This is a genomic window from Janthinobacterium sp. SUN206, assembly GCF_030587305.1.
Classification (GTDB): Bacteria; Pseudomonadota; Gammaproteobacteria; order Burkholderiales; family Burkholderiaceae_D; genus Janthinobacterium; species Janthinobacterium kumbetense.
In genome coordinates this window covers 31,638-56,140 of record NZ_JAPWIB010000006.1, presented here as the reverse complement: position 1 = coordinate 56,140, position 24,503 = coordinate 31,638, and the positions used below count along the sequence as shown (strand labels likewise).

The 24,503-nt window shown below is 63.2% G+C and carries 24 protein-coding genes; 10 read left to right on the top strand and 14 right to left on the bottom strand.

The window, feature by feature from the left end; genetic code table 11:
• Positions 1 to 56: 56 nt before the first annotated feature.
• Positions 57 to 428, top strand: a complete 372-nt coding sequence (locus tag O3300_RS26255) for an SPW repeat protein (protein WP_305054551.1) — start codon at positions 57 to 59, stop codon at positions 426 to 428.
• Between the two features lie 72 nt (positions 429 to 500).
• Here the strand turns inward: O3300_RS26255 and O3300_RS26250 are convergent, their stop codons facing one another.
• From O3300_RS26250 to rsmB, 8 genes are all read right to left on the bottom strand, one after another.
• Entirely contained in the window at positions 501 to 1,781 is a 1,281-nt protein-coding gene (locus O3300_RS26250) for an EAL and HDOD domain-containing protein (RefSeq protein WP_077399474.1), read from the bottom strand.
• 137 nt (positions 1,782 to 1,918) lie between these two features.
• The gene (locus O3300_RS26245) at positions 1,919 to 2,698 is read right to left on the bottom strand and encodes a class II glutamine amidotransferase (RefSeq protein WP_099668254.1); all 780 of its coding nucleotides are present in this window, start codon (positions 2,696 to 2,698) and stop codon (positions 1,919 to 1,921) included.
• A gap of 77 nt (positions 2,699 to 2,775) precedes the next feature.
• On the bottom strand, positions 2,776 to 3,033 hold the full coding sequence (locus tag O3300_RS26240) for a DUF3567 domain-containing protein (RefSeq protein WP_077399469.1): 258 nt from the start codon (positions 3,031 to 3,033) through the stop codon (positions 2,776 to 2,778).
• 153 nt (positions 3,034 to 3,186) lie between these two features.
• Positions 3,187 to 3,588, bottom strand: a complete 402-nt coding sequence (locus O3300_RS26235; protein WP_305054550.1) for a GTPase — start codon at positions 3,586 to 3,588, stop codon at positions 3,187 to 3,189.
• On the bottom strand, positions 3,585 to 4,304 hold the full coding sequence (locus tag O3300_RS26230; protein WP_034784724.1) for a response regulator: 720 nt from the start codon (positions 4,302 to 4,304) through the stop codon (positions 3,585 to 3,587). The genes O3300_RS26235 and O3300_RS26230 overlap by 4 nt, the downstream gene beginning before the upstream one ends.
• 98 nt (positions 4,305 to 4,402) lie before the next feature.
• Positions 4,403 to 6,700, bottom strand: a complete 2,298-nt coding sequence (locus O3300_RS26225) for a PAS domain-containing sensor histidine kinase (protein WP_099665532.1) — start codon at positions 6,698 to 6,700, stop codon at positions 4,403 to 4,405.
• Positions 6,700 to 7,206 carry a DUF4390 domain-containing protein gene (locus O3300_RS26220; RefSeq protein WP_251350982.1) on the bottom strand — a complete coding sequence of 169 codons (507 nt, stop codon included), beginning with the start codon at positions 7,204 to 7,206 and terminating at the stop codon, positions 6,700 to 6,702. Before O3300_RS26220 ends, O3300_RS26225 begins: the two co-directional genes overlap by 1 nt.
• Before the next feature lie 97 nt (positions 7,207 to 7,303).
• On the bottom strand, positions 7,304 to 8,725 hold the full coding sequence (gene rsmB, locus O3300_RS26215; RefSeq protein ID WP_305054549.1) for a 16S rRNA (cytosine(967)-C(5))-methyltransferase RsmB: 1,422 nt from the start codon (positions 8,723 to 8,725) through the stop codon (positions 7,304 to 7,306).
• Between the two features lie 376 nt (positions 8,726 to 9,101).
• Between rsmB and argS the strand changes: the two genes are divergently transcribed.
• Genes argS through O3300_RS26180 form a run of 7 tightly spaced genes read left to right on the top strand, consistent with a single transcriptional unit; the run spans position 9,102 to position 15,288 of the window.
• Positions 9,102 to 10,811, top strand: a complete 1,710-nt coding sequence (gene argS, locus O3300_RS26210) for an arginine--tRNA ligase (RefSeq protein WP_251350981.1) — start codon at positions 9,102 to 9,104, stop codon at positions 10,809 to 10,811.
• A 20-nt stretch (positions 10,812 to 10,831) separates the two neighbouring features.
• Positions 10,832 to 11,548, top strand: a complete 717-nt coding sequence (locus O3300_RS26205) for an SPOR domain-containing protein (RefSeq protein ID WP_305054548.1) — start codon at positions 10,832 to 10,834, stop codon at positions 11,546 to 11,548.
• Between the two features lie 9 nt (positions 11,549 to 11,557).
• Positions 11,558 to 12,229 carry a thiol:disulfide interchange protein DsbA/DsbL gene (locus O3300_RS26200; protein ID WP_289900449.1) on the top strand — a complete coding sequence of 224 codons (672 nt, stop codon included), beginning with the start codon at positions 11,558 to 11,560 and terminating at the stop codon, positions 12,227 to 12,229.
• A gap of 37 nt (positions 12,230 to 12,266) precedes the next feature.
• A complete protein-coding gene (locus O3300_RS26195; RefSeq protein WP_305054546.1) occupies positions 12,267 to 13,028 on the top strand; it encodes an SDR family oxidoreductase in 762 nt (253 codons plus the stop codon).
• A gap of 10 nt (positions 13,029 to 13,038) precedes the next feature.
• Positions 13,039 to 13,833 (top strand): biotin--[acetyl-CoA-carboxylase] ligase, encoded by a 795-nt coding sequence (locus O3300_RS26190; protein ID WP_289906765.1) that lies wholly within the window; start codon positions 13,039 to 13,041, stop codon positions 13,831 to 13,833.
• Positions 13,834 to 13,837: 4 nt separating this feature from the next.
• Positions 13,838 to 14,596 (top strand): type III pantothenate kinase, encoded by a 759-nt coding sequence (locus O3300_RS26185; RefSeq protein ID WP_305054545.1) that lies wholly within the window; start codon positions 13,838 to 13,840, stop codon positions 14,594 to 14,596.
• Positions 14,590 to 15,288 (top strand): SPOR domain-containing protein, encoded by a 699-nt coding sequence (locus O3300_RS26180; protein WP_305054544.1) that lies wholly within the window; start codon positions 14,590 to 14,592, stop codon positions 15,286 to 15,288. Before O3300_RS26185 ends, O3300_RS26180 begins: the two co-directional genes overlap by 7 nt.
• 137 nt (positions 15,289 to 15,425) lie before the next feature.
• On the opposite strand, the gene O3300_RS26175 is transcribed toward O3300_RS26180, so the two are convergent.
• From O3300_RS26175 to O3300_RS26150, 6 genes are all read right to left on the bottom strand, one after another.
• Positions 15,426 to 16,469: a septal ring lytic transglycosylase RlpA family protein gene (locus tag O3300_RS26175; RefSeq protein WP_289913564.1), complete on the bottom strand. Its 1,044-nt coding sequence runs from the start codon at positions 16,467 to 16,469 to the stop codon at positions 15,426 to 15,428.
• A complete protein-coding gene (gene rodA, locus O3300_RS26170; protein WP_077399426.1) occupies positions 16,469 to 17,584 on the bottom strand; it encodes a rod shape-determining protein RodA in 1,116 nt (371 codons plus the stop codon). The genes O3300_RS26175 and rodA overlap by 1 nt, the downstream gene beginning before the upstream one ends.
• A gap of 8 nt (positions 17,585 to 17,592) precedes the next feature.
• The gene (mrdA, locus tag O3300_RS26165; RefSeq protein ID WP_305054543.1) at positions 17,593 to 19,563 is read right to left on the bottom strand and encodes a penicillin-binding protein 2; all 1,971 of its coding nucleotides are present in this window, start codon (positions 19,561 to 19,563) and stop codon (positions 17,593 to 17,595) included.
• A gap of 12 nt (positions 19,564 to 19,575) precedes the next feature.
• Positions 19,576 to 20,088, bottom strand: a complete 513-nt coding sequence (gene mreD / locus O3300_RS26160; RefSeq protein ID WP_077399420.1) for a rod shape-determining protein MreD — start codon at positions 20,086 to 20,088, stop codon at positions 19,576 to 19,578.
• On the bottom strand, positions 20,085 to 21,158 hold the full coding sequence (gene mreC / locus O3300_RS26155; RefSeq protein WP_289919740.1) for a rod shape-determining protein MreC: 1,074 nt from the start codon (positions 21,156 to 21,158) through the stop codon (positions 20,085 to 20,087). Before mreC ends, mreD begins: the two co-directional genes overlap by 4 nt.
• Positions 21,159 to 21,267: 109 nt before the next feature.
• Positions 21,268 to 22,311 (bottom strand): rod shape-determining protein, encoded by a 1,044-nt coding sequence (locus O3300_RS26150; RefSeq protein ID WP_010393186.1) that lies wholly within the window; start codon positions 22,309 to 22,311, stop codon positions 21,268 to 21,270.
• Between the two features lie 350 nt (positions 22,312 to 22,661).
• Here O3300_RS26150 and gatC point away from each other — a divergent pair, with 350 nt between their 5' ends.
• Positions 22,662 to 22,964, top strand: coding sequence for an Asp-tRNA(Asn)/Glu-tRNA(Gln) amidotransferase subunit GatC (gene gatC, locus O3300_RS26145; protein WP_077399414.1), 303 nt, complete (start codon positions 22,662 to 22,664; stop codon positions 22,962 to 22,964).
• Between the two features lie 53 nt (positions 22,965 to 23,017).
• Complete coding sequence (gene gatA / locus O3300_RS26140) at positions 23,018 to 24,502, top strand: Asp-tRNA(Asn)/Glu-tRNA(Gln) amidotransferase subunit GatA (protein WP_305054542.1); 1,485 nt, start codon at positions 23,018 to 23,020, stop codon at positions 24,500 to 24,502.
• Position 24,503 lies beyond the last annotated feature (1 nt).

Below are 24,503 nucleotides of genomic sequence, written 5' to 3'. Positions count from 1 at the left end.
CCGGCCGGCATGCTGCATGCCCGCTCCGGCCCGTTCCCAACCGGCAAGGAGGATATATGGCAACCAATTTCAAACTGAAACGCTGGCAGGATCAGGTGATCCTGTTGCTGGGCCTGTGGCTCGTCGTCTCGCCCTGGGCGTTTTCCTACCCCGAAGGCTCGCCGCAGATGATCAACGCCTTTGTCTCGGGCCTCGTGATCGCCATCCTGGCCGCCTTCGACCTGTACAAGACGTATTTCTGGGCCGTCGTCGTCAACCTGCTGCTGGGCGTCTGGGTCGCCGCCTCGCCGTGGATACTGCGGCTGGCCGAACAGCGCGTCGTCCTGTGGAACGAGCTCGTCGTCGGTATCGCCGTCGTCGTCCTGGCCCTGTGGGAGCTGCGCACCGACCCCGAACTGCACAAGCACTGGCCCGGCGCCGCGGCGTAGTGCAGCTACCGGCGTAAAAAAACCCCGCCGGGCACTGCCGGGCGGGGTTCTTGATATGGCTAGCTATGCCAATTACAGGGCGTATCTGACAACGTTATCGCTCCATTCGTAGGCGGCCATTTCCAGCTCCACCAGGTCGTCCGGCGACATGGCCAGGTCGCGCAAGGTTGGCACGATCTCGCCTTCCATGTCTTCGATGCGCTCGATGCACTCGGCCAGGCGCAGCAGGTCGCCGTAGAAGCCTTCGCGCGACAGCAGCGCTTCGGCCACTTCGTCGATCACTTCGATCTGGCCGAGGATTTCCGACATCGGCACGCCGAACAAGGTATCCATCAGCGACATGATGCCGACCGTAAAGGCGATATCGGCCGAATGGGCGTGGTTCGGGCGCAGTTTATGCGCGAGCAATTCCAGCAAACGGCCGCGCGTGGTGGCCAGCATCAGCAGCGGCGTCATGCTATGGCCGCGCTTGCTTGGTTCCGCATACAGCATGATTTGCAGCCAGCGCTGCAATTGGCGGCGGCCCAGCACGGTCACGGCCTGGCTCAGCGAATCGATGCGCTGGCGCGCGCCCACGGCCGGCGTATTGACCAGGCGCAGCAAGTTCAGGGCCAGCGACACGTCGCGCTTGATGGCGCGCTCGATGTCCATATTGTCGGCATCCGACGTCACCAGTGTCATCAGTTCCATGACGGCCAGTTGCGACGGCGACAGTTTCTTGCCCGTCATGATGGCAGGCTTGGCAAAGTAATAACCCTGGAAGTAATCGAAACCCAGGTCCAGGCCCGACTTGAATTCTTCGCGCGTCTCGACCTTTTCCGCCACCAGTTTCTTGTTTTCCTGCTTGAAACGGGGCGCCAAGGCTGCCAGCACTTTCGGGTCGACCGTGCTCATGTCCATCTTGACGTACTGCACCAGCGGCAGCAGTTCCTGCACTTGCGCCGTGTCGGACACGACGTTTTCCAGCGCGAAAGTGAAGCCATGGCCCACCAGCTCGCTGATACGCGCGCGCACTTCCGGCGTGACGGGCATCGATTCGACGATTTCCAGCACGACTTTTTCACGCGGCAGGAACACGAAGATGTCGCTCATGATCACGTCGGCATCGACGTTGACGAAGCCAAGCGCGTCGCCGATGACCTTTTCCATGCCCAGCTGGGAAGCGTGGGCGATGACGGAGGCCGTGGCGGACAGATCGCTGGTAATGTTGGCGGGACCAACCGGAGCGTTGCGGAATAGCAACTCATAGCCAAACAGGGCTTGATTGCGGTCAAGGATAGGTTGTCGCCCCAGATAGAACTCGCGCACGCGCAAGGGTTTCGGGGTGATGTCGTTGCTGGAAATATCGATCATTAACTCTTCATCAATCACGTCGAGTGACACCGGCCGCGCCGCGCCCGCATCAAGGTTCACTATTGACAATACTTTAGCTGAATTCCGCCCGCGCTGTGGGTATTTTGGCAGCAATCCAGTTTATTGTCGTCAACAAATTAGGCGACTGGCGTGTCTTGCACCATCCCGTCGACAAATAATTTCAATTCACCCGGCGCAAACGCCGTCCATTGCTCATTCGTCGTCAGCGGCTGGGTAACAATCACGGCCACGCGGTCCTGGGGTGTCGTCACCTGGGAAAAGTCCACGCTCAGGTCTTCATCGGAGAGTTTAGCAGTTGGAAACGGATGTTGTCGCACCAGATAGTGCAAGCTGGTCGAGCAATGGGCAAACAGCGCCTCGCCGCTCGACAGCATCATGTTGAAAGTGCCGTGGGCCGCGATGCTGGGCAGCAACTCCGCCAGGGCCGCATGCAGTTGCGGCAATGCCGGCGGGGCATCGCCAAAGCGCGCGTGCAGTTCCTGCAGCAGGTAGCAGAAAGCCCGTTCGCTGTCCGTGCAGCCGACGGGGCGGTAACTGCCCGTCAGCACGGGGTTGAAATCCTTCAAATCGCCATTGTGGGCAAAGACCCAGTAGCGGCCCCACAGTTCGCGCACGAACGGGTGGCAATTTTCCAGCGCCACCTGGCCTTGCGTCGCCTTGCGGATATGTGCGATGACATTGCGCGACTTGATCGGGTAGCGTTTGATCAGTTCGGCCACGGGCGAGGCGATGGCCGCCTGGTGGTCGACGAAATGGCGCACGCCGGCGCCTTCGAAAAAGGCGATACCCCAGCCGTCATGGTGGGTATCGGTATGGCCGCCGCGCATGGCGAAGCCGGTAAAACTAAAGACAATGTCCGTGGGGACATTGCAATTCATTCCGAGAAGTTGGCACATGGTCTGTTTGCAGCTGAATAACACAACCACCATACCATGCCGTCAGACGGATTGGTATGGTGGCGATAGCCATCCGGTCAGTGCAACAGGACGGGCTGGCTCATGAGGGAATCATAGCTGCCCAAAAATTCATCGATCTCTTCCATGCTGGGTTCGCTGGCGATCAGCTCCGTGACGTCGCGGCGGAAGTGTTGCGCAAGGATGCCGGCGATAAACGTTTCCCGCTTGCCCCCCTTGTCGACGATTTCATAGCCGCCAAAGCGCAGGGCTTCGAGGTCGCCGTCGACGCCGAATTCCACGACGCTGTATTGTTCGCTGTTATAGATCAGGTTCATTTTGCATCCTTCGCTCAAGCAGGAGAAGCTCCTGCGGTGTCAGAACAGAGGTGGGGTTCACACGGCGCCATTTCAAGCGGCCATGCCACCCTGCGGGCTACAGAGTTGTAACGAGATGCAAACTACGACTGCGGTAAGGCGATCAAGAAATCGTCAGGAAACCACCATGTCTGCTTGCAGCGCCAGCAGGGCATCGTAGGGACTGGCGGTGAGCCAGGTGCGCAATTGTTCGATGTGCGTGGCGTCGGCCAGGCTGATGAACAAGTGTGCGGGTGGATGGCGCAGCAGACGATTCAATGTTACACGCAATACGAGATTGCCGCTGCAGCACAGGCAACCTGGCGCGATGCGCAACAGTTGCAATGGAAATGATGGAGAAGGAGAAACTTGCCCGGCCAGGTCGGCCAGGATGGCGTTGCCGTCAGCCAATCCTTCGAGGATCACGGCGGCCGGCTGGCCAGGCGGCAAGGCTTGCGCGATGGCCGCTTCGCGCCCGGCGGCGCGTCCACCGCTGACCAGAGTCAGCGGCGTCGGACGCCGCACGGTTGCCGTCACAGGCTTTTCTTGGCCAGCTTGCCCGGTTCGACGCCCAGCTGTTTCAGCTTGCGGTACAAATGGGTGCGCTCGAGGCCCGTTTTCTCCGCCACGCGGGTCATGCTGCCGCCTTCGCGTCCCAGGTGATGTTCGAAATACATGCGCTCGAACGCGTCGCGTGCCTCGCGCAGCGGCAAGTCGAACGACAGGTTGTAGCCATGGCCTTCGGCCACCGCCGGTACGGCGATGCCTGGGCGCACCATCAGCTGTTGCGGCGCGCTGCCGCCAAAGCTCGGTACGGGATGGCTGCTTTCCTCGGCCACCACGGGTGCCACGGGGCGGGGCGCCACGCTCGGCGCGCGCACGGTTTCCTGTGCCCGCGTCAAGCCTTGCTGGACTGCCTTCAGCAGTTTTTGCAGGGCAATCGGTTTTTCCAGGAAGTTCATGGCGCCGATGCGCGTCGCCTCGACCGCCGTATCGATGGTGGCGTGGCCCGACATCATGATCACCGGCATGGTCAGCAAGCCGTCGCGCTGCCATTCCTTGAGCAGGGTGACGCCATCGGTGTCGGGCATCCAGATATCCAGCAATACCAGATCCGGCGCACCGGCGGCACGCGCTTCGCGCGCCTGCTGCGCATTTTCGGCCAGCTGGATAGCATGTCCTTCGTCGCCCAAAATTTCCGAGAGCAACTCACGGATACCCATTTCATCATCCACTACGAGTATGTTTGCCATTCGTGTCTTGCCTTCCTCATTTCGCCGGCCGTCGCGCACAAGATGCACACGGCGGACAACTATGATTTTATTAGTGTTTTAAATACTAAACCAGACCCTCACGCCAGGAATTCCTGGGCAGGAGTGTCGGGAGCTAACTTTAACAGCAAAATGACCACCGAAGCGCCATTGCCGTCGACCCGGTTCTCGATATCGATGCGTCCGCCGTGTTCATCGATAATTTTCTTGACCATCGCCAGGCCCAATCCCGTGCCGCGCGCCTTCGAGGTCACATACGGCTCGAAGGCCCGCGCCAGGATTTTTGGCGCGAAACCAGGGCCATTGTCGCTGATGGCCAGCCGCACGGCGATATTCACGCCGCCGTCCGCACTGCGATAATGAATTGCTTCCGTCCTTACGTCAATCCGCGGATGCGGCGAGTCCGGCGGCAGGTCGGCCATGGCGTCCTGCGCGTTCTGCAGCAAGTTGTGTATCACCTGGCGCAACTGGGTCGGATCGCCCATCACCATCGGCAGGTTCGGCGCCAGCAGCGGGTGGATGATGTCGCCATCGTCGCCGCGCAGGTACAGGTTCAGTATCTCTTCGATCAGCTCGTTCAGGCGCAGCGGCGTGAGCACGGCCGGCGGCGTGCGCGCATAGTCGCGGAAGTCGTCGACCATGCGCTTCATCGCATCGACCTGCTTGACGATGGTGGTGGTGGCGCGGCTGAGCAGGTCGGCATCGGGCTGCTCCAGCTTGCCTTCGAGCTTCATCTGCAGGCGCTCGGCCGACAGCTGGATGGGTGTGAGCGGATTCTTGATTTCATGCGCCAGGCGGCGCGCCACCTCGCCCCAGGCGATCGAGCGCTGCGCAGAAATCACGTCGGAAATATCGTCGAAGACGACGATGTAGCCGCTGCCGGACTCCAGCGGCAGGCGCGAACCGCGCGCCAGCAAGGTGATGTCATGCTCGTCGGCACTGCTGCCCAGGCGGCGCGGAATCTCGATCTGGCGCTGCCAGTGCAGGCGCTGCTGGTTGCGGCCCGACGCCGATTGCGCGCTTTGCGCCGTGAAGGCGCTGATGATGGCGCCGCCAAACTCTTCCATTCCAGCAATATTCGCCAGCGGCTGGCCCACCATGCTCATGCCCGAATGCTGCAGGATGCGCTCGACCGACTCATTGCAGGTCACCAGCTTGAAATCGCCGTCGAGCACCATCACGCCGGCCGACATGTTCGCCAGCACCGATTCCAGGTGGGCCTTGGCGTTCTGCAGGGCGGCGCGGTTGCTTTCCACGGCCGTGCGCGCATCGAGCAACTGGCGCGTCATGATGTTGAACGACTGCGTCAGGGTGCCCAGTTCATCCTTGGTGGCGACGATCGGACGCGGCGACAGGTCGCCCTCGGCCACGGCGCGCGTGCCTTCGGCCAGCAGCAGCAGGGGCTGGGCCAAATTACCGGCGATCAGGAAAGCGCTGCCGATGGCGCCGAAAATAGCCAGCAGCAAGGTCAGGGTGAGGATTTCCATGTACATCTTGCGTAGTCCCACGCGCGCGACGAAACGTTCCTTGTATTCGCTGTAGGCGGCGCGCAGCACTTCGCCATTCGTCGCCAGCTTGGGCGGCACCGATTGTAGCAGTTGCAAATAGCGGGGCGAGACGGAAGGCCCCGGCACGGCCACCAGCACGCGCAGGCGCAGGCTGGCCGCCGTTTCCAGCGATGCTGGCAAGCCCGAGCGGAAACCGCCGCCGCCCGACTCCGTGCCATCGTCGTGCAACTCCAGTCCGCCCTCGGCGGAGGCATAGCCGGCCGGCAAGGCTGCCTGCACCAGCATGGGCGGCGTCGGCAAGTCGGCCGCGCTGTGCGGCCCGGCGCTGGCCAGCAGCACGCCGTCGCCGCTGACGAGCATGACATTTTGCATGCCCTCTTCGCGCAGCAGGCTGGTCAGCACGGCTGGACCGGCCACCGGGTCGGCGCCCAGTTCTTCGACGGCCTTGTGGCCCCGGTGGTCGAGCTCGACCAGGGCCGCATCGAGGCCGGCACGGCCCAGCTCAATCCCCGATTCCAGCGCCGCTTCGATCTTGACGTTGAACCAGGATTCGATGGAGTGGGAGACGAATTGCACTGAGACAAGGAAAATCACCAGGCCCGGCAGGATGCCGACGGCGGCGAACAGCATCACCAGGCGCGTCATCAGCTTGGAGCCGAACTTGCCGCTCTTGTAGCGCGCGTACAGGCGCGCCAGGGAAATGCCCACCAGCGCCAGCAGGGACACGGCGACGGCCGCGTTCAGGCCCAGCAGCCAGGTGTAATAGCGGTCGAAAAAGCCGGAATTGTCGGAAGCCGACGCCAGCAGGAACAGCAGGATACTGACAATGCCGCCGCCCACCACCAGCAAATAGCGCAATGCTTGACTCACTACTCCGCCGTATACAAGAAGGTTTTTTTATTCGAAGCCAGGCGCCAGTCGCTGTTATTGAAGGCATTGACCTGTATCGGCTTGGGCAGGTAGTCGCGGTCCATGCCCATGCGCAAGGTGACGTTGTACGTCTGCCCCACTTTCAGCTCGCCGCGCCGCGCCACCAGCCAGCGGCTGGGACGGCGGATCAGGAAGAGCGCATCGTCGAGGGTGGGAAAGCTTTGCTGCAAGCCGCCGCCCGACACATGATACTGGCGCGTCAGCACGTTATAGGACAGCTTGCTGGTCTGGCGCGCCACGATGGCTTTTTCATCGAACCAGTACCAGCGGGGCCGGGTCAGTTCGATTTCTGTCGTGAAATACAACGGCACGCCATGCTGTACCGCATCATCGAGGTCGTGATTGAGCTCGAAGGAATACGTGGCGGCCAGCTTGTAGCCCTCTTCGCCCGACTCGATATAGGCACGGGTGATCTCGACCATGTCGGCGGCATGCGCGCGTGGCATGGTACATGTCAGCATCAGCAGCAGGGCCAGGAGTCGGAAGAGTCGTGTTGTCACAAGTGTGCCGGTAGTGTCCGTAAGAAAAGGTTCGACGAATCGCTCAAGCCGCATTTTTTTGGAATAGCGCATAGAACAAACCGTCGTGGTCCTGCTCCGCGCTGCCAGTCGGCAACAGCTGGCCAGGCGCTGTCAATCGGGTCGCATTATTGCGTACCGCAAATGCCGCCGCCTGTGCCTCGGACTCCTGCGGCCACAATGAACATGTCACGAACAGCAATTTACCATCGGGGCGCAGCATCTGCCACAGGTTGTCCAGAATTTTGGAGGAAAGTGTTGCAAGTTGGAACGCATCACCCTTGCGGCGCAACCAGCGAATGTCGGGATGGCGGCGCACGATGCCCGAGGCCGTGCACGGCACGTCGGCCAGGATACGGTCGTACTGCTGGCCGTCCCACCACGCGCTCGATTGCGCATCCTGCGCCTTCAGGTTGGCGTCCAGGCCCAGGCGCTCGAGGTTTTCCGCGATGCGCGGCAAGCGCTTGGCGTCCGCATCGATGGCTGTCACCTGCACGTCGGCCAGCTCCAGGATGTGGCACGTCTTGCCGCCCGGCGCGGCGCAGGCGTCCAGCACGCGCATGCCATCCTGCAAGTCCAGCAGCGGCGCGGCCAATTGCGCGCCAGCATCTTGCACGGAAACGACGCCCTGCTCGAAGCCGGGGATCAGCGCCACGCCGATCGGCTTGTCCAGCCGCACGGCGAACGGTCCCACCTGGCGCGCGGCAATGCCCGCCTCGGCCAGCACGGCCAGATACGCTTCGACCGTGCTCTTGCGGCGATTCACGCGCAAGGTCAAAGGCGGCACGGCATTGCCGGCCGTCAGAATGGCTTGCCAGTCGCGCGGGTAAGCCAGGCGCAGCGAGTCGATCCACCACTGCGGATAATTCCATTGCGCCAAAGGTTGCTGCAGGGCCGCTTCCAGCAAGGATTTGCGCTCGCGCAAGAAACGACGCAAGACGGCATTTACCATGCCCTTGGCATGCGCCAGGTCAGGGTGCGAAGTGGCCACTGTGACAGCCTGGTCGACAACGGTAAACTCTTCGTACGGCTGCTCGCCCGGCTCGGCCGACATCAGCGACAGCGCGCAGCACAGCAGGGCGGCCAGCATCGGCGGCTCGGGCGCCTTCGACGTCATCAGGCCGACCAGGGTTTCGCTGCGGCCCAGCTGGCGCATGGTACGGTAGGAAATATCCTGGATGGCGCCGCGCGCCTGCGGGCTGGCGTTCGATTGCGTAAACACCTTGGCCAGCGCCTGCGGCAGGGCCGTGCCCGTGCGCACTTGCGCCACGGCATTGGCCGCGCCCAGCAGGCAAAACGCCAGCGAGTCGGCGCGCAAATCGGGTTGGAAGCCTGGCTGCAAGACCGGTTTCAGGTCGGGATGGTAGCTGGGACGCAATTTCGGTGCGGCAGGAGCCTGGCCTGGCGCCGGCTTGGTTTTCAATTTCAGCGTGGGGCGCTTGTTCATAGTTATCCGGTGTGGCTGCGCGCGGCGGGCTGCATGGTGGCAAAGTCGCGGCCGCGCGTCATCAATAAAGGGTCGATTGTAGCGTTTGTGGCGCCCTCTGGCCCAAGCGATTGCAGCGATACATGTAAATTGCGGCAAAAAACTGCATATATACAAGCAGAATGCGCCATGCTGATGTTTTCGTGCACCAACATAGGCATGCTGTCCTGATAATATCGTGAAAAGCGCCGGCAAGGGCACACTGCCGGCTGGCGTATTGTTCCCGGCAGCAAACCAGTATAATTAACGCAGTCTGGGCGGCTTGGGTACTGGCCGTCCGTTTTGCTTTTTGATTCATTCTATTCATTCTTAACGCGGTTCCACCGCCATCCTGCTCATGCTCGCCCAACAGAAACAAGAAATCATCGCCCTGTTCCAGGCCGCCCTCGCTCCCGTCCTGGCCGGCACCTCGCTAGCGCCTAGCGTAGTGCTCGAGCGACCACGCGATGCATCGCATGGCGACGTCGCCTGCAATATCGCCATGCAACTGGCCAAGCAGCTGAAACAGAATCCCCGCGAACTGGCGCAAACCATCGTGACGGCCGTGCTGGCCAATCCGGCCGGCAAGGGCCTGGTCGAGGCCGTGGAAATCGCCGGTCCCGGCTTCATCAACGTGCGCGTCTCCGCCGCCGCCAAGCAAGCCGTGGTGAAAACCATCTTGAGCGAGGCCGACAGCTATGGCCGCAGCACGGCAGGCGCCGGCAAGCAAGTCATCCTGGAATTCGTCTCGGCCAACCCGACCGGTCCGCTGCACGTGGGCCACGGCCGCCAGGCAGCCCTGGGCGACGCCCTGTCCTCGCTGTTCGACGCGCAAGGCTACCAGGTCACGCGCGAGTTCTACTACAACGACGCGGGCGTGCAGATCCAGACCCTGGCCAATTCCGTGCAGGCGCGCGCGCGCGGCTTCAAGCCGGGCGACGCCGAATGGCCCGAGTCCGCCTACAACGGCGACTACATCGCCGACATCGCCAACGACTTCAAGGCCGGCAAGACGGTCTCGGCCAGCGACGGCCAGCCAGCGACGGCCAACGGCAACGTGGAAGACATCGATTCGATCCGCCCGTTCGCCGTCACCTACCTGCGCAACGAGCAAGACATCGATTTGCAGGCGTTTGGCGTGAAGTTCGACAATTACTACCTGGAATCGTCGCTGTACGCGGACGGCAAGGTCAACAGCGCCGTGGAAACCCTGATCAAGGCGGGCCACACGTATGAGCAGGATGGCGCGCTGTGGCTGCGCACCACCGACTTCGGCGACGACAAGGACCGCGTCATGCGCAAGACGGATGGCACCTACACGTATTTCGTGCCGGACGTCGCGTATCACCTGGTGAAATGGCAGCGCGGCTTCGTGCAAGCCATCAATATCCAGGGCAGCGACCACCACGGCACCATCGCGCGCGTGCGCGCCGGCCTGCAGGCGGTCGACATGGGCATCCCGCAAGGCTACCCCGACTACGTGCTGCACAAGATGGTCACCGTCATGAAGGATGGCGAAGAAGTCAAGATTTCGAAGCGCGCCGGCTCCTACGTGACCGTGCGCGACCTGATCGAATGGTCGGGCGGCGGCGACATCGCCAAGGGCCGCGACGCCGTGCGCTTCTTCCTGATCTCGCGCAAGGCGGACACGGAATTCGTCTTCGACGTCGACGTGGCGCTGAAAACCACCGATGAAAACCCGGTCTATTACGTGCAATACGCGCATGCGCGCATCTGCCGCATCCTGGAAAACTGGGGCGGCGATGCCAGCACGGTCGCCAGCGTCGACCTTTCCCCGCTGACGGCGCCGACCGAAGCGACCCTGCTGGCGACCCTGGCCGCCTACCCTGAAATGCTGGCGCGCGCGCAAGCCGAACTGGGACCGCACCAAGTCGCCTTCTACCTGCGCGACCTGGCCGCCAACCTGCACAGCTTCTACTTCGCCGAAAAAGTGCTGGTCGAGGACGAAGCCGTCAAGATGGCCCGCCTGGCCCTCGTCATCGCCGCGCGCCAGGTACTGCGCAACGGCCTGGCACTGATCGGCGTGTCCGCGCCAAACAAAATGTAATCGCGAAGGTCAAACCGTCAATGAATCACGCTTCCCGCTACTCTTCGTCCCGGCGCCAGCAGGGCAATACCCTGGTCGGTATCATCATCGGCCTGGTCATCGGCCTGGGCATCGCCGTGGTGGTCGCCCTGGTGATCACCAAGGGCGCCTCGCCCTTCACCGACAAGTCGGGCAAGGCCGGCAAATCGGCCGAGCCGACGGCCGGCCAGATCGCCGACCCGAACAAGCCGATGTACGGCAACAAGGAAGCGGCCAAGGAAGCGGCGCGCGACTTCTCCAAGGAGCCACGCGAGATCACCACGCCGACGCAGCCTGCCGCACCGGCGCCCGCGCCCACCACCGCGCAGCAGCCGAAGGCGCCGCCGCCGGACGCGCTGCAGGAATTGATCGGTACATTGAAGGACAAGCCGGCGCCGAAAACGCCGGCGGCAGCACCAGCGGCGCCCGCGCCGCAAGCCAAGGCCGACGCGAAAGAGGCCAAGGCCGATGCAGCCAGCGAAAAATGGATTTATTATCTGCAGGCCGGCGCCTTCCACGACATGTCGGACGCCGAAAGCACGCGCGGAAAACTGGCGCTGCTCGGCTTCGAAGCGGCCATCAGCGACCGCAGCACCGATGCGGGCGTGCTGCACCGCGTACGGGTCGGGCCGTTCAACCAGCTCGAAGCGATGAACCGCGCACGCACCAAACTGTCTGAAAACGGCATCGATGTCGCCGTCGTCCGCAACCAAAAATAAGGAACCAGCATGCGTTTTCTGAAGAACATCCTGATCGCCGCCGCCCTGTGCACCGCCGCCATGGGGGCGTCGGCGTCGCCGGCCGAGCCGAAGAACGGCGTCGAGTACGAAACCCTGCCCACGCCGCAGGCGACGGAATCGGGCAAGAAAATCGAAGTGACGGAATTCTTCGCCTATTACTGCCCCCATTGCAACGTGCTCGAACCGCAGCTGGCAGCCTGGGTCAAGAAACAGGGCGACAACATCGTCTTCAAGCGCGTGCACGTGTCGCGCGATGACAGCGTGGCGCCGCAGCAGCGCTTGTTCTTCACCCTGCAAGCCATGGGCCTGGTCGACAAGCTGCACACCGGCGTCTTCCACGCCATGCACGTGGAACGCAACCGCCTGAACACCGACGATGCCGTCTTCGACTTCGTCGCCAAGCAGGGCGTGGACCGCCAGAAGTTTATCGACACCTACCGTTCGATGGGTGTCTCGGCCCGCGTGCGCCGCGCGGACGCCATGATGCAGGGTTATAACGTGACGTTCTGGCCCATGATCGCCATCGATGGCCGCTACATCACCTCCCCTTCGCAGGCCGACCAGGGCAGCAAGTCGGCCAAGAACGAAGAGCAGCTGAACGCCCAGGCGCTCAGCGTGATGGACGTGCTGGTCGCGAAAGCCAAAGCGGAAAAGAAATAAGCATGGCCACTTCCCTGGCGCGCCCGGGCATCGCCTGATGCATCGCGTTTTCATCACGGGCGCGTCGAGCGGACTGGGCGCCGCCCTGGCGCTGCAGTACGCGCGCCAGGGCGCCCATCTGGGCTTGCTGGCCCGCCGCGGCGACACCCTGCAGCAACTGATCGCCTCCCTGCCCCACCCTGAACGCCACCGCGCCTACGCCGTCGATGTGTGCGACCACGCCGCCCTGAAAAGCGCGGCCGGCGACTTCATCGCCCATGCCGGCGGCATCGACGTCGTCATCGCCAGCGCCGGCGTGTCGTACGGCACCTTGACCGAACATGCGGAAGACCTCGACGCCTTCGCCCGTTTGATGGCCATCAACGTCACGGCCACCGTCGCCACCTTCGCCCCCTTCATCGCCACCATGAAAAGCCAGGGTAGCGGACGCCTGGTGGGCATCGGCAGCGTGGCCGGCATCCGCGGCCTGCCCGGCGCGGAAGCCTACAGCGCTTCGAAGGCGGCCGTGATCAGCTACTGCGAATCGCTGCGCCTCGAACTCAAACCGGCAGGCATCAAGGTCGTCACCATCACGCCCGGCTACATCGACACGCCGATGACGCGCCATAACGCCTACCGCATGCCCTTCCTGATGTCGGCCGAAAAATTCGCCGTGCGCGCCGCGCGCGCCATCGCCGACGGCGACAGCTACCGCGTGATCCCGTGGCAGATGGGCGTCGTCGCCAAGCTGCTGCGCGCGCTGCCCAATGCCGTCTACGACCGGGCCTTCGCGAATGCGCCGCACAAGGCGCGCAACTGAACTGACCACCATGACGAAGCACTCAGACCTGAACAGCGCGGCCATCGCCGCCCATTGCGCCACAGGCGCCTCCCACGTGGCCATCGAAGTGGTCGACGAAACGGGATCGACCAACGCCGACCTGCTGGCGCGCTGCGCCACCCTGGCCGGCCCCACCCTGCGCATCGCCGGCCAGCAAACGGCCGGACGGGGACGCGCAGGGCGGCCCTGGGTGTCACAACCGGACGCCAGCCTGATGTTCTCGCTGGCCTGGCGCTTCAAGGGACCGCTGCACCGGCTGGTCGGCCTGCCGCTGGCCGTCGGCGTGGCGCTGGCCGAAACCATGACGGCGCTGGGCGTGCCGGTGCAGCTGAAGTGGCCAAACGACCTGCTCAAGGATGGACATAAACTGGCCGGCATCCTCGTCGAGACGCAGCAGACGCCAGACGGTGGCGTGTGGGCCGTCATCGGCTGCGGCATCAATCTGCTGATGCCCGACGCGCTGGAACGGCAGATCGGCCGCAGCGTCTCGGCCGTGCCTTGGCTGGCGCAGATGGAGCGCAACACCCTGGTCGCGGCCCTGCTCAGCCGCCTGGCCGGCGTGCTGGCCGAATTCGACGACACGGGCTTTGCGCCCTTCACGGAACGCTGGAACGCACTGCATGCCTGGCAAGGCCAGCACGTAAAAATCCTCGACAATGGCCAGTTGCTGCAGCAAGGCGTGGCGGCCGGCGTAGATGAACTGGGCCGGCTGCTGCTGCGCGGCGAAGATGGCTTGCAGCACATCATGTCCGGCGACGTGTCCCTGCGCCTGACGGGGGAGTAAGCGCATGCTGCTGCTGATCGACGCCGGCAATACGCGCATCAAATGGGCGCTCGTGGCCGCCGACAGCGCCGCCGGCGGCTGGCTGGCCAGCGGCGCCGTCACGCATGCGCAGATCGACACCCTGGCCGCGCAGTGGGCGTCACTCGCCATCGGCGAGGCACTGCTGTCGAACGTGGCAGGCGCCGTCATCGGCACGCGCCTGCGCGCCATGCTGCCGGTCGTTGCCCGCGACTTTGTCTCGCTGCCGCAGCTGGCGGGACTGACGAATGGCTATCGCGTGCCGTCGCAGCTGGGCTGCGACCGCTTTGCAGCCGCCATCGGCGCGCACGCGCTGGCGCCTGGCCAGGCCGTCATCGTCGCCAATTGCGGCACTGCCACCACCATCGACGCCATCACGGCCGATGGCGTTTTCCTCGGCGGGATGATCTTGCCGGGACTGGGACTGATGGCCAGCTCGCTGGCGCGCAACACGGCGCAGCTGCCGCAAATCGCCAGCGACGCCCTGCTGCCGGCCGGCTTTGCCGACAACACGGATGACGCCATCCTCTCCGGCTGCCTGGCGGCCCAGGCGGGCGCCATCGAACGGGCCGTGCGCATGCACGGCGCCGGCGCCTGCCTGCTGTCGGGCGGCGCTGCATCGCACATCGCACCGGCCCTGGCGCTGGCGGTGCCGTTGCACCTGGTCGACAATATCGTCATGCTCGGCCTGCAGGCGGCCGCGCGCGCCGGGGCTGCAGGAACACAAGGAAACCACCCATGCTGAAATTCGTCTTCTGGCTGCTGGCCGGCGTCAACCTGCTGGTACTGGCCATCGGCCAGGGTTATCTGGGCAGTTTTCGCACGGAGACACGCGAGCCGGCGCGCCTGAAAAACCAACTGCAGGCGACCAAGCTCGCCTTGCTGACGCAGGAGCAGGCCATAGCGCCCGCCGCGCCGCCTGCCGCCGAAGAGGCAGTGACGCCGGCGGCGGCCGCACCGGCGCCACCGCTATCGTATGCCTGTACGGAAGTGGGCAATTTCCTGCTGGCTGACGGGCGCCGCTTCGAAGCGCAAGTGGCGTCGCTGGACTTGGGCGACCGCCAGTCGCGCCGCAACGTGGCCGGCCAGGAGATTTCCAGCTACATGGTGTACATCCCGCCGCAGGGCAGCAAGGAAGGCGCCGACCGCAAGGCGGGCGAATTGAAGCAGCTGGGCGTGACGAATTACTTCATCATGAATGAAAGCAGCCCGCTACGCTGGGGCATTTCACTGGGTGTGTTCAAGTCGGAAACCAGCGCGCAAAGCCAGCTGGCATCGCTCAACAAACAAGGCGTGCACAGCGCCCGCGTCGCACCGCGCTACAGCGCCAGCAAGCAGATGGCTTACCAGTTCCGCGACCTCGACGCCGTCACGCGCGCGCGTCTGGAAAAGATCAAAACGCAGTTCCCTGACCAGGAACTGCGCAACTGCAAATAAGCACCTGACTAAACCTACTGCGCGTCGCGCTTTGCAGCCTGCGATGCTCGCTGTGCTCCAGCACAGCTGCGCTTCTTAGCCACAAATCGCTACCGCTCGCTACGGTTTTATCAGGTGCTTTGCAGCATCAGGCGAGCCTATCGCTGGATGACGATAGGCTTGATGCCTGTCGATTCCGGCAAGTTCGCCGCCGCGCGGGCTGCCTCGGCGCGGCTGGAGAACGGTCCGCCGTACAGGCGGAACAGGTTACCGGCCTGCACCACGCCCAGGGTACCGAGGGCTGCCGCGTATGGCGCCAGGCGCGAACGTCCCGATTCCGCATTGTCGGCGCGCGAGTAGGCGCCCAGCTGCAAATAGAAGCCGCTGGCCAGCGCCGCCGGCGCCGGCATGGCCACCGTCGCATCGACGGGCAGCATCTGCGTCGACACTTCCGGCTGCACCACGGCGCCCGTTTCTACCGGCGTGTCGATGGAGATGGCCACCACGGACGGCACCGGCTTGGGCGCCGCACGGGCCGCCAGGATGGCGTCGATATCGGCTGGCAGCAGCCGTTCGACGACCACCTGGTGGCTGCCCTTGCCGAGGAAACCCAGCTTCAGCGCCGCCGTGTAGGACACGTCGATCACGCGCGTGGCGTGAAACGGTCCGCGGTCGTTGATGCGCACGATCACCTGTTCGCCGCTGTCGATGCTCGTCACGCGCGCATACGATGGAATAGGCAAGGTCGGATGGGCCGCCGTCATCTTGTACATATCGTAGATTTCACCGGACGAGGTGCGCTGGCCATGGAATTTCTTGCCATACCAGGTACCCGTGCCTTTCTGCTTGAACGGTTCGTTATCGGTGATCGGCGTGTAGGTCTTGCCGAAGACGACATACGGGCGGTTCGAGCGCGTGGAATACGGCTCGTTGCGCACTTCCGCATCGGGCACGTCGCGCAGGTTGGCCGGCGGATTGTCGCCCGGGCCGTCATCCTTGTAGTAGCCGCCACGCCCGGAGCCGGCCGCCGGCAGCGCAGGCAAGGTGGGATCCTGGCGCACAGGGGACTTGACCTTGCCGCCGGATGGCAGCGGCACGTTATTCGATGCGGGCTTTTGCGGCGTCGTGCCGCAGGCAGCCAGGGTCAGCAAGACCGTCAGGCCCAACCCGCGCATGGCGAAGGTATCGAAAGGCGCGCGCATCAGGTCTGCACCAGCTTGCGGTGGCGCTGAATGCTCATCAGGATACCGGTGGCCACGCCCAGGGTCAGCAGCGCGGTGCCGCCATAGCTGAGGAATGGCAAGGGGACGCCGACCACCGGCACGATGCCGCTGACCATGCCCATGTTGACGAAGGCGTAAGTAAAGAAAATCATAGTGATCGCTCCTGCCAGCAGGCGAGTGAAAAAACTGGGGGCGTTGGCGGCGATCATCAGCCCCCGTCCCACCAGCAGCAAATACATCAGCATCAGGATCAAGTTACCGACCAGGCCGAATTCCTCGGAATATACGGCAAAAATAAAATCGGTCGTGCGTTCCGGAACAAACTCCAGGTGGGCTTGCGTGCCGTGTGTCCAGCCCTTGCCCGTCATGCCGCCGGAACCGATGGCGATGATGGACTGGATAATATGGAAGCCCTTGCCCAGCGGGTCCTTGGTCGGGTCGATCAGCATCATCACGCGGTCGCGCTGGTAATCATGCAGGTGCGACCAGGCGATCGGCAGGCAGGAAACAAAAGTGATCAGCAAGCCGGCCAGCACCTTCCACGACAAACCTGCCAGGAAGATGACGGTAAAGCCGGCCGCCACCACCAGCAGCGCGGTGCCCAGGTCGGGCTGGCGCGCGATCAAGTAGACGGGCGCCAGCAACAGCACGGCCGCCATCACGAACGATTTCCAGCGCAGGGCGCCCGCATTGTGCTGGAAGAACCAGGCCAGCATCAGCGGCGTGGCGATCTTCAGGAATTCGGACGGCTGGATGTCGATCACGCCGATATGCAGCCAGCGCCGCGCACCGAGCTTGATGGTGCCGAACAGCGCTACTGCCACCAGCAAGATCACCGACACCGTATAGGCAGGTACGGCGATGCGCATCATCATCTGCGGCGTGACGTTGGCCGCCACCCACATGACGAAAAAGCACAGCAGGATATTGCGCAAATGGTCTTCGATCTTGCCGGGGATGCCGATGCTGGCCGAATACAGGGTCAGCAGGCTGGTGCTGAGCAGCATCAGGATGATGATCATCAGCGGCGGATCGAACACCGCCAGATAGGGTTTGGCGCGCCGCCACAGCGAGCGCCTCTCGTTAATGGGCATGTGCTTCCTTATTGCCTGGCAGGTGCCGCCGGGGCAGCCTGCTCGTCAGTGATTTCTTCCAGGGTGCGCACTTCGTCGACATCTTCCTTGGGCACCTTGGTGGTGTCCTTTTCCTTGTCGCTCGGGCGCTTGCCCAGCAGGTAGTAGTCGAGCGCCTTGCGCGCGATCGGCGCGGCCACGCCGGCGCCGAAGCCCGCGTTTTCCACCACGATGGCAATCGCGATGCGCGGCTTGTCGGCCGGGGCGAAGGCCGTAAACAAGGCATTGTCGCGCAGGCGTTCGGCCAGCAGCTTGGCGTTGTACTTCTCGTTTTTCTTGATGCCCACCACCTGCGCCGTACCCGTCTTGCCGCCCACCGTGTACTGCACGCCGGTGAAGATGCGCGCGGCCGTGCCGCCTTGCTCGCTGGTCACGCCCACCATGGCGCGCTTGATGATGTCGATGTTTTCCTGCTTGAGCGCGATGCGGTAGCTTTCCTTCGGCACCGTCAGGGTGCGCGCGCGCGTGGCGGCGTCTTCGATGATCTTCACCAGATGCGGTTTCATCACCACGCCGTTATTGGCCAGGTTGGCCGTCGCGTGGGCGATCTGCAGCGGCGTATACGAGTTGTAGCCGGAGCCGTTACTCACCGAAATCGTGTCGCCGCCCACCCATTTTTTCTGCTGCGGCGTCTTGAAGCGATTGCGCTTCCATTCCGTCGACGGCAGCACGCCCGTCTTTTCGTTATTCAGGTCGATGCCCGTCAACTGGCCGAACCCGAACGGCTTCATGAAGTCGTGGATGGCGTCGATGCCCATGTCGCGGCCCAGCTGATAGTAATAGGTGTTGCACGAGACGACGATGGACTTGTGCATGTCCACCGTGCCATGGCCGCCCACCTTGTCGTCGCGGAAGGTATGCCCGCCGAGAATGAAGAAACCGGGATCGGAAATCGACTGGCTCGGCGTGCGCTTGCCCAATTCCAGCGCGGCCAGCGCCATGAAGGGCTTGAAGGTCGAGCCGGGCGCGTAGGTGCCGGACAGGGGGCGGTTGACCATCGGCCGGTCCAGCGAGGTATTGAGCTCATTCCAGCTTTGCTGGTCGATGCCGTCGACGAACAGGTTGGGGTCATAACCTGGCTTGGAGACGTAGGCGAGGATGTCGCCCGTGGCCGGATCGATGGCCACGGCCGCGCCACGCCATTCGCCGAACGCTTCCTCGACCACTTTTTGCAGTTCGATGTCGATCGACAGAATCAAATTGTTGCCCGGGGTGGCCGCCGTGCGCGACAGGGTGCGCATGGCGCGCCCGCCGGCCGACACTTCCACCTCCTCGTAGCCGGTGGTGCCATGCAGCTGCTTCTCGTAGCTTTTTTCCAGGCCTTCCTTGCCGATATGGTCGGTGCCGTTGTAGTTGGCCGCGTCCTCGCCCTCTTCCAGCGCCTTCGCTTCATTGCGGTTGATGCGGCCGATAAAACCCACCACGTGCGAGGCGATTTCGCCCATCGGATACTGGCGGAACAGGCGCGCCTGCACCTCGACGCCAGGGAAGCGGAAGCGCTGCGCCGTGAAGCGCGCCACTTCCTCGTCCGTCAGGCGCGTGCGCAGCGGCACGCTGACGAAGTTCTTCGATTCTTCCAGCAGCTTCTTGAAGCGGCGGCGGTCCTTGATGTCGACCTGCACCAGGGTCGACAGCTCGTCGATCACGGAATCGAGACTGGCGCTCAATTTCGATGGCGTGATTTCCAGCGTATAGGCCGAGTAATTGCGCGCCAATACCACGCCGTTGCGGTCGAGGATCAGGCCGCGCGTTGGCACGATGGGCACCACGGCGATGCGGTTGTCCTCGGCCTTGGTCGCGTAATCCTCGTGCTTGATCACCTGCAGCCAGATGAAACGCGCCAGCAGCAGCGAAAAGCAGACGAAGACGAGCGCGCCCAGGATGGTCAGGCGCATGCGGAAAAAATGCAGTTCGCGCTCGGTGTTCTTGAGTTCAGTCATGGCAGGCGCTCGTCAAATCGGCCGGTTGTGGTCGCGGTCCACGGCGCGGCGCTGCGGCGCCAGCAGGATCCACGTGACGAGGGGCCACAGGGCCACGGCGACGAAGCTCTCGATGAAATTGAGCCAGCCGGGGAAACGGCCCGAGACGATCAGCCGCGTCAGCAATTGCAGCGCCTGCGTCAGCAGCAGCAGCGGCAGCACGTGCAGCGCCTGCGTCAGGATGGGGAACCACAGCACGCGGCGGTGCATCATGATGGCGAAATACGAGAGCAAGGTGTAGGCAAGCGCATTCTCGCCCAGCAGGGTCGAATCGTGCACGTCCATCATCAGGCCCATGAAGAACGCCACGCCGATACCGACCTTGCGCGGCTGGTGGATGCCCCAGAAGACCAGCACCAGGGCGACGAAATCGGGAACGCCGACGAACTGCCCCCACGGCAGCAGGTTCAGCAAAAAAGCGCACAGCAGGGAAAAACCGATGAACAGGGGGCTGACCGGCAGCAGGATGTAATGCGGGCGGTTCATCGTGTCGCTTCCTTCGGTGGCACGGCGGCAGGTGTTGGTACAGGTGTTGCGGCAGGCGCCGCCGGTTTCGGCGCAGGGCTCGCAGGCGGTTTCGCGGCCGGCACTGCGGCCGTATTGGCGGCAGGTGGTGTCGCAGCGGCAGCCGCAGGCTCCTTGGCAGGGTCCTTGATCGGCGCCATCTTGCCGGCGATCTTGCGGCCCGTCTTGACTTCTTCGGCGGGCGGACGCGGTGGAATGTCCGGCGATGTCATCAAGATGAGCAGCTGGGTGTTGCGCTCGATGCCGGCCAGCGGCTGGCACACGACGCGGCCGAACGGGCCATGCGCATTGCGCTCGACCAGGGTCACGCGCGCCACGGCCAGGCCGGCCGGGTACAGGCCGTCGAGGCCCGAGGTAATGACGATGTCGCCGATCTGGATGTCGGCGCTGGGGGCCGTGAAGCGCAGCTCCATGGTGCCGGACTTGCCACGGCCGATGGCTACGCTGCGCACGCCGTTGCGCAGCAGCTGCACGGGAATGGCTTGCTCTTCATCGGTCAGCAGGGTCACTTCGGAGGTGAACGGGAACACGCGCGTGACTTGCCCCACCACGCCGAGGTTGTCGATCACGGGGCGGCCCAGTTCGACGCCATGCTGGATTCCGCGATCGAGCACGATCTTGCGCGTGGCCGAATCGCGCGTGTCATACAGGACTTCGGCCATCATGGTCTTGACGGGAACGCGCTCGCGCGCTTCCATCAATTTGCGCAAGTGGTTGTTTTCAACGATATTGAGCTGCGCCTGCTGCAGGATCTGCGCCGAGGCGATTTGCTCGTGTTTCAGGTCGCGCACCTGTTTTTCCAGGGCGGACAGCGAAGAAAAGTAATTGCCGACGCCAAGCGCCACATCGCGCGGCACCAGGGCCGCCATCTGCACCGGATACAGCACGGTGCCGACGGCCTGGCGCACGGCCGTCAGCGCGTGCATGCGCGAATCGACCAGCAGCAGGGCGATTGAAATGCCGGCGAACACCATCATCTTGACGCGGGCGGAGGCGCCTTGTTTGAAAAGTGGCGGAGGACTGTATTCCATGACTTCCAATAATCAGGCCAGGCGCAGTGCGCCAACGTGCAGGCCCCGGTCAGACGCCGGCGCCAAAACCAAAAAAAGGCCGGAGTTGGTTTCCGGCCCTTCTGTCAGATTATTCGTAGGAGAAGATCGAGCCGAGCTTGTCCATACGTTCCAGTGCCATCCCGGAACCGCGCACCACGCAGGTGAGCGGGTCCTCGGCCACCAGCACCGGCAGGCCGGTTTCCTCCATCAGCAGGCGGTCCAGGTCGCGCAGCAGTGCGCCGCCGCCCGTCAGCATCATGCCTTTTTCGGCAATATCGGCGCCCAGTTCCGGCGGCGTCTGTTCCAGCGCGTTCTTCACGGCCGAGACGATGTTGTTCAGCGGATCGGTCAGCGCTTCGAGGATCTCGTTGCTGGAAATGGTGAACGAACGCGGGATGCCTTCGGACAGGTTGCGGCCCTTGACTTCCATTTCCTTCACTTCCGAGCCAGGGAAGGCCGAACCGATGGCCTTCTTGATGGCTTCAGCCGTCTGTTCGCCGATCAGCATGCCGTAGTTGCGGCGGATGTAGTTGACGATGGCTTCATCGAACTTGTCGCCGCCGACGCGCACGGAACCCTTGTAGACCATGCCACCCAGCGAGATGATGCCCACTTCGGTGGTGCCGCCGCCGATGTCGACCACCATCGAGCCGGTCGCTTCGGACACGGGCAAGCCCGCGCCGATGGCCGCTGCCATCGGTTCTTCGATCAGGTACACCTGCGAGGCGCCAGCGCCCAGGGCCGATTCACGGATGGCGCGGCGTTCGACCTGGGTCGAACCGCACGGCACGCAAATGATGATGCGCGGCGATGGACGGAAGAATTTCGAGTCGTGCACCATGCGGATGAATTGCTTGAGCATCTGTTCGGTCACGGTGAAGTCGGCGATCACGCCATCTTTCATCGGACGAATCGCTTCGATATTGCCCGGCACCTTGCCCAGCATCTGCTTGGCTTCCTTGCCGACTGCCTGAATGGTCTTCTTGCCATTCGGACCGCCTTCCTGGCGGATGGCGACGACGGATGGCTCGTCCAGGACGATACCGAGGCCGCGTACATAAATAAGGGTGTTGGCCGTGCCCAAGTCAATGGCCAGATCGGTGGAGATATACCTGCGTAAAAAACCAAACATGAGTGTCCTGTAGCGCATCGAGCTGCGCAAAAGCTGTTTATGGGGAGTTTCAAAGCGGGCGCTTTCAGGCACCCTGAAAATCCAAAAGGCGATTTTTCCGGGTTTCGCTTGGCGCTTGCGCAATCTTTTCTATGCTGCGGCAGCAGTCCATCAGCGCCGGCAACGCATTAACCCGCCATTCTACCTTATAATTTGAATGCGATTTGCTCAAAAACCATGGAAAAGTGCGACTCTTGCAGCCGCGAGTTACGCGGCATTCCTCGATTTTTGTGAGCAAAATAGCAGTAAATACCCGCGTTTTATCAAAACGCCAACTTAATACTAATGCGCGGCACTCCGCGCCATTCGCCATGTCCCTGACACTCTCCGACGTAAAACGCATCGCCCACCTGGCCCAACTTGAAATGGCCGACGACCAGGCCGTCACGTCTTTGGCCCAATTGAACAAGATTTTTGCACTCGCGGAACAAATGCAAGCCGTCAATACCGATGGCGTGGCGCCCCTGAGCCACCCGCTGGCCGCCCACATGGACAATATTGCCCTGCGCCTGCGCGACGATATCGCCACGGAACAGAACCGCCGCGATGCCTACCAGGCCGTGGCGCCGAAGGTACAGGATGGCCTGTATCTCGTGCCCAAGGTCATCGAGTAAACACGCCATAGCGCTGTTCCCGCCTTTTTGCCGAATATCAAAATAGAAACGCCATGCATACAAAATCCATCAAACAGCTGTCCACGCTTTTGCAGAACAAGGAAATTTCCGCCGTTGCACTGGCGACGCATTTCCTCGACCGCATCGAAGCGGACACCTCGAACGCCTTCCTGCACGTCGACCGTGCCCTGACCCTGGCGCAAGCTGCCGAGGCCGACGCGCGCATCGCCGCCGGCACGGCCACGCCCTTGACGGGCGTGCCGATCGCGCACAAGGATTTGTTCGTCACGAAAGGCTGGCGCACGACGGCCGGCTCGAAAATGCTGGCCGACTACGCCAGCCCGTTTGACGCTACCGTGGTGGAAAAATTCCAGGCCGCCGGCATGGTCACTCTGGGCAAGGTCAATTGCGATGAATTCGCCATGGGCTCCGGCAATGAGAACTCGGCCTTCGGCGCCGTGCAAAACCCGTGGGACAAGACGGCCGTACCAGGCGGCTCGTCCGGCGGCTCGGCCGCCGCCGTGGCGGCTGGCCTGACGCCGGCCGCCACCGGCACCGACACGGGCGGCTCGATCCGCCAGCCAGCCGCGTTTTGCGGCATCACCGGCATCAAGCCCACGTATGGCCGCGTCTCGCGCTTCGGCATGATCGCCTTTGCCTCGTCGCTGGACCAGGGCGGCCCGATGGCCCGCTCGGCCGAAGACTGCGCCCTGCTCTTGAGCGCCATGGCCGGCTTCGACGAGCGCGACTCGACCAGCCTGTCGCCGGAACAGGGCGGCGTAGCGGAAGATTTTTCGCGTGAACTGGGCCAGCCATTGACGGGCTTGCGCATCGGCGTGCCACGCGAGTACTTCGGCGAAGGCCTGGCCAAGGACGTGGAAGCGGCCGTGCGCGACGCGCTGGCGCAGTATGAAAAGCTGGGCGCCACCCTGGTCGACATCTCGCTGCCGAACACCGCCCTGTCGATTCCCGCCTATTACATGATCGCGCCGGCCGAAGCGTCGTCGAACCTGTCGCGCTACGACGGCGTGCGCTACGGCCACCGCGCTACCGAGTACAAAGACTTGCAGGACATGTACAAGAAGTCGCGCGCACAGGGCTTCGGACCCGAAGTACAGCGCCGCATCATGGTCGGCACCTATGTGCTGTGCCACGGCTACTACGACGCCTATTACCTGAAGGCGCAAAAGATCCGCCGCCTGATCGCGCAGGATTTCGACGCCGTGCTCAATGGCCCGAACGCCGTCTGCGACGTCATCATGGGCCCCGTCGCGCCGACCGTCGCCTGGGACCTGGGCGACAAGACGGACGACCCGGTGGCGAACTACCTGGCCGACATCTACACCCTGTCGACCAGCCTGGCCGGCCTGCCCGGCATGTCGATCCCGTGTGGTTTCGGCGAGGGCGAAAAGAACGCCAAGCGCCCCGTCGGCCTGCAAATCATCGGCAATTACTTTGGCGAAGCCAGGCTGCTCAATATCGCCCACCAGTTCCAGCAAGTGACGGACTGGCATACGCGCAGCCCGGCAGGCATTTAAG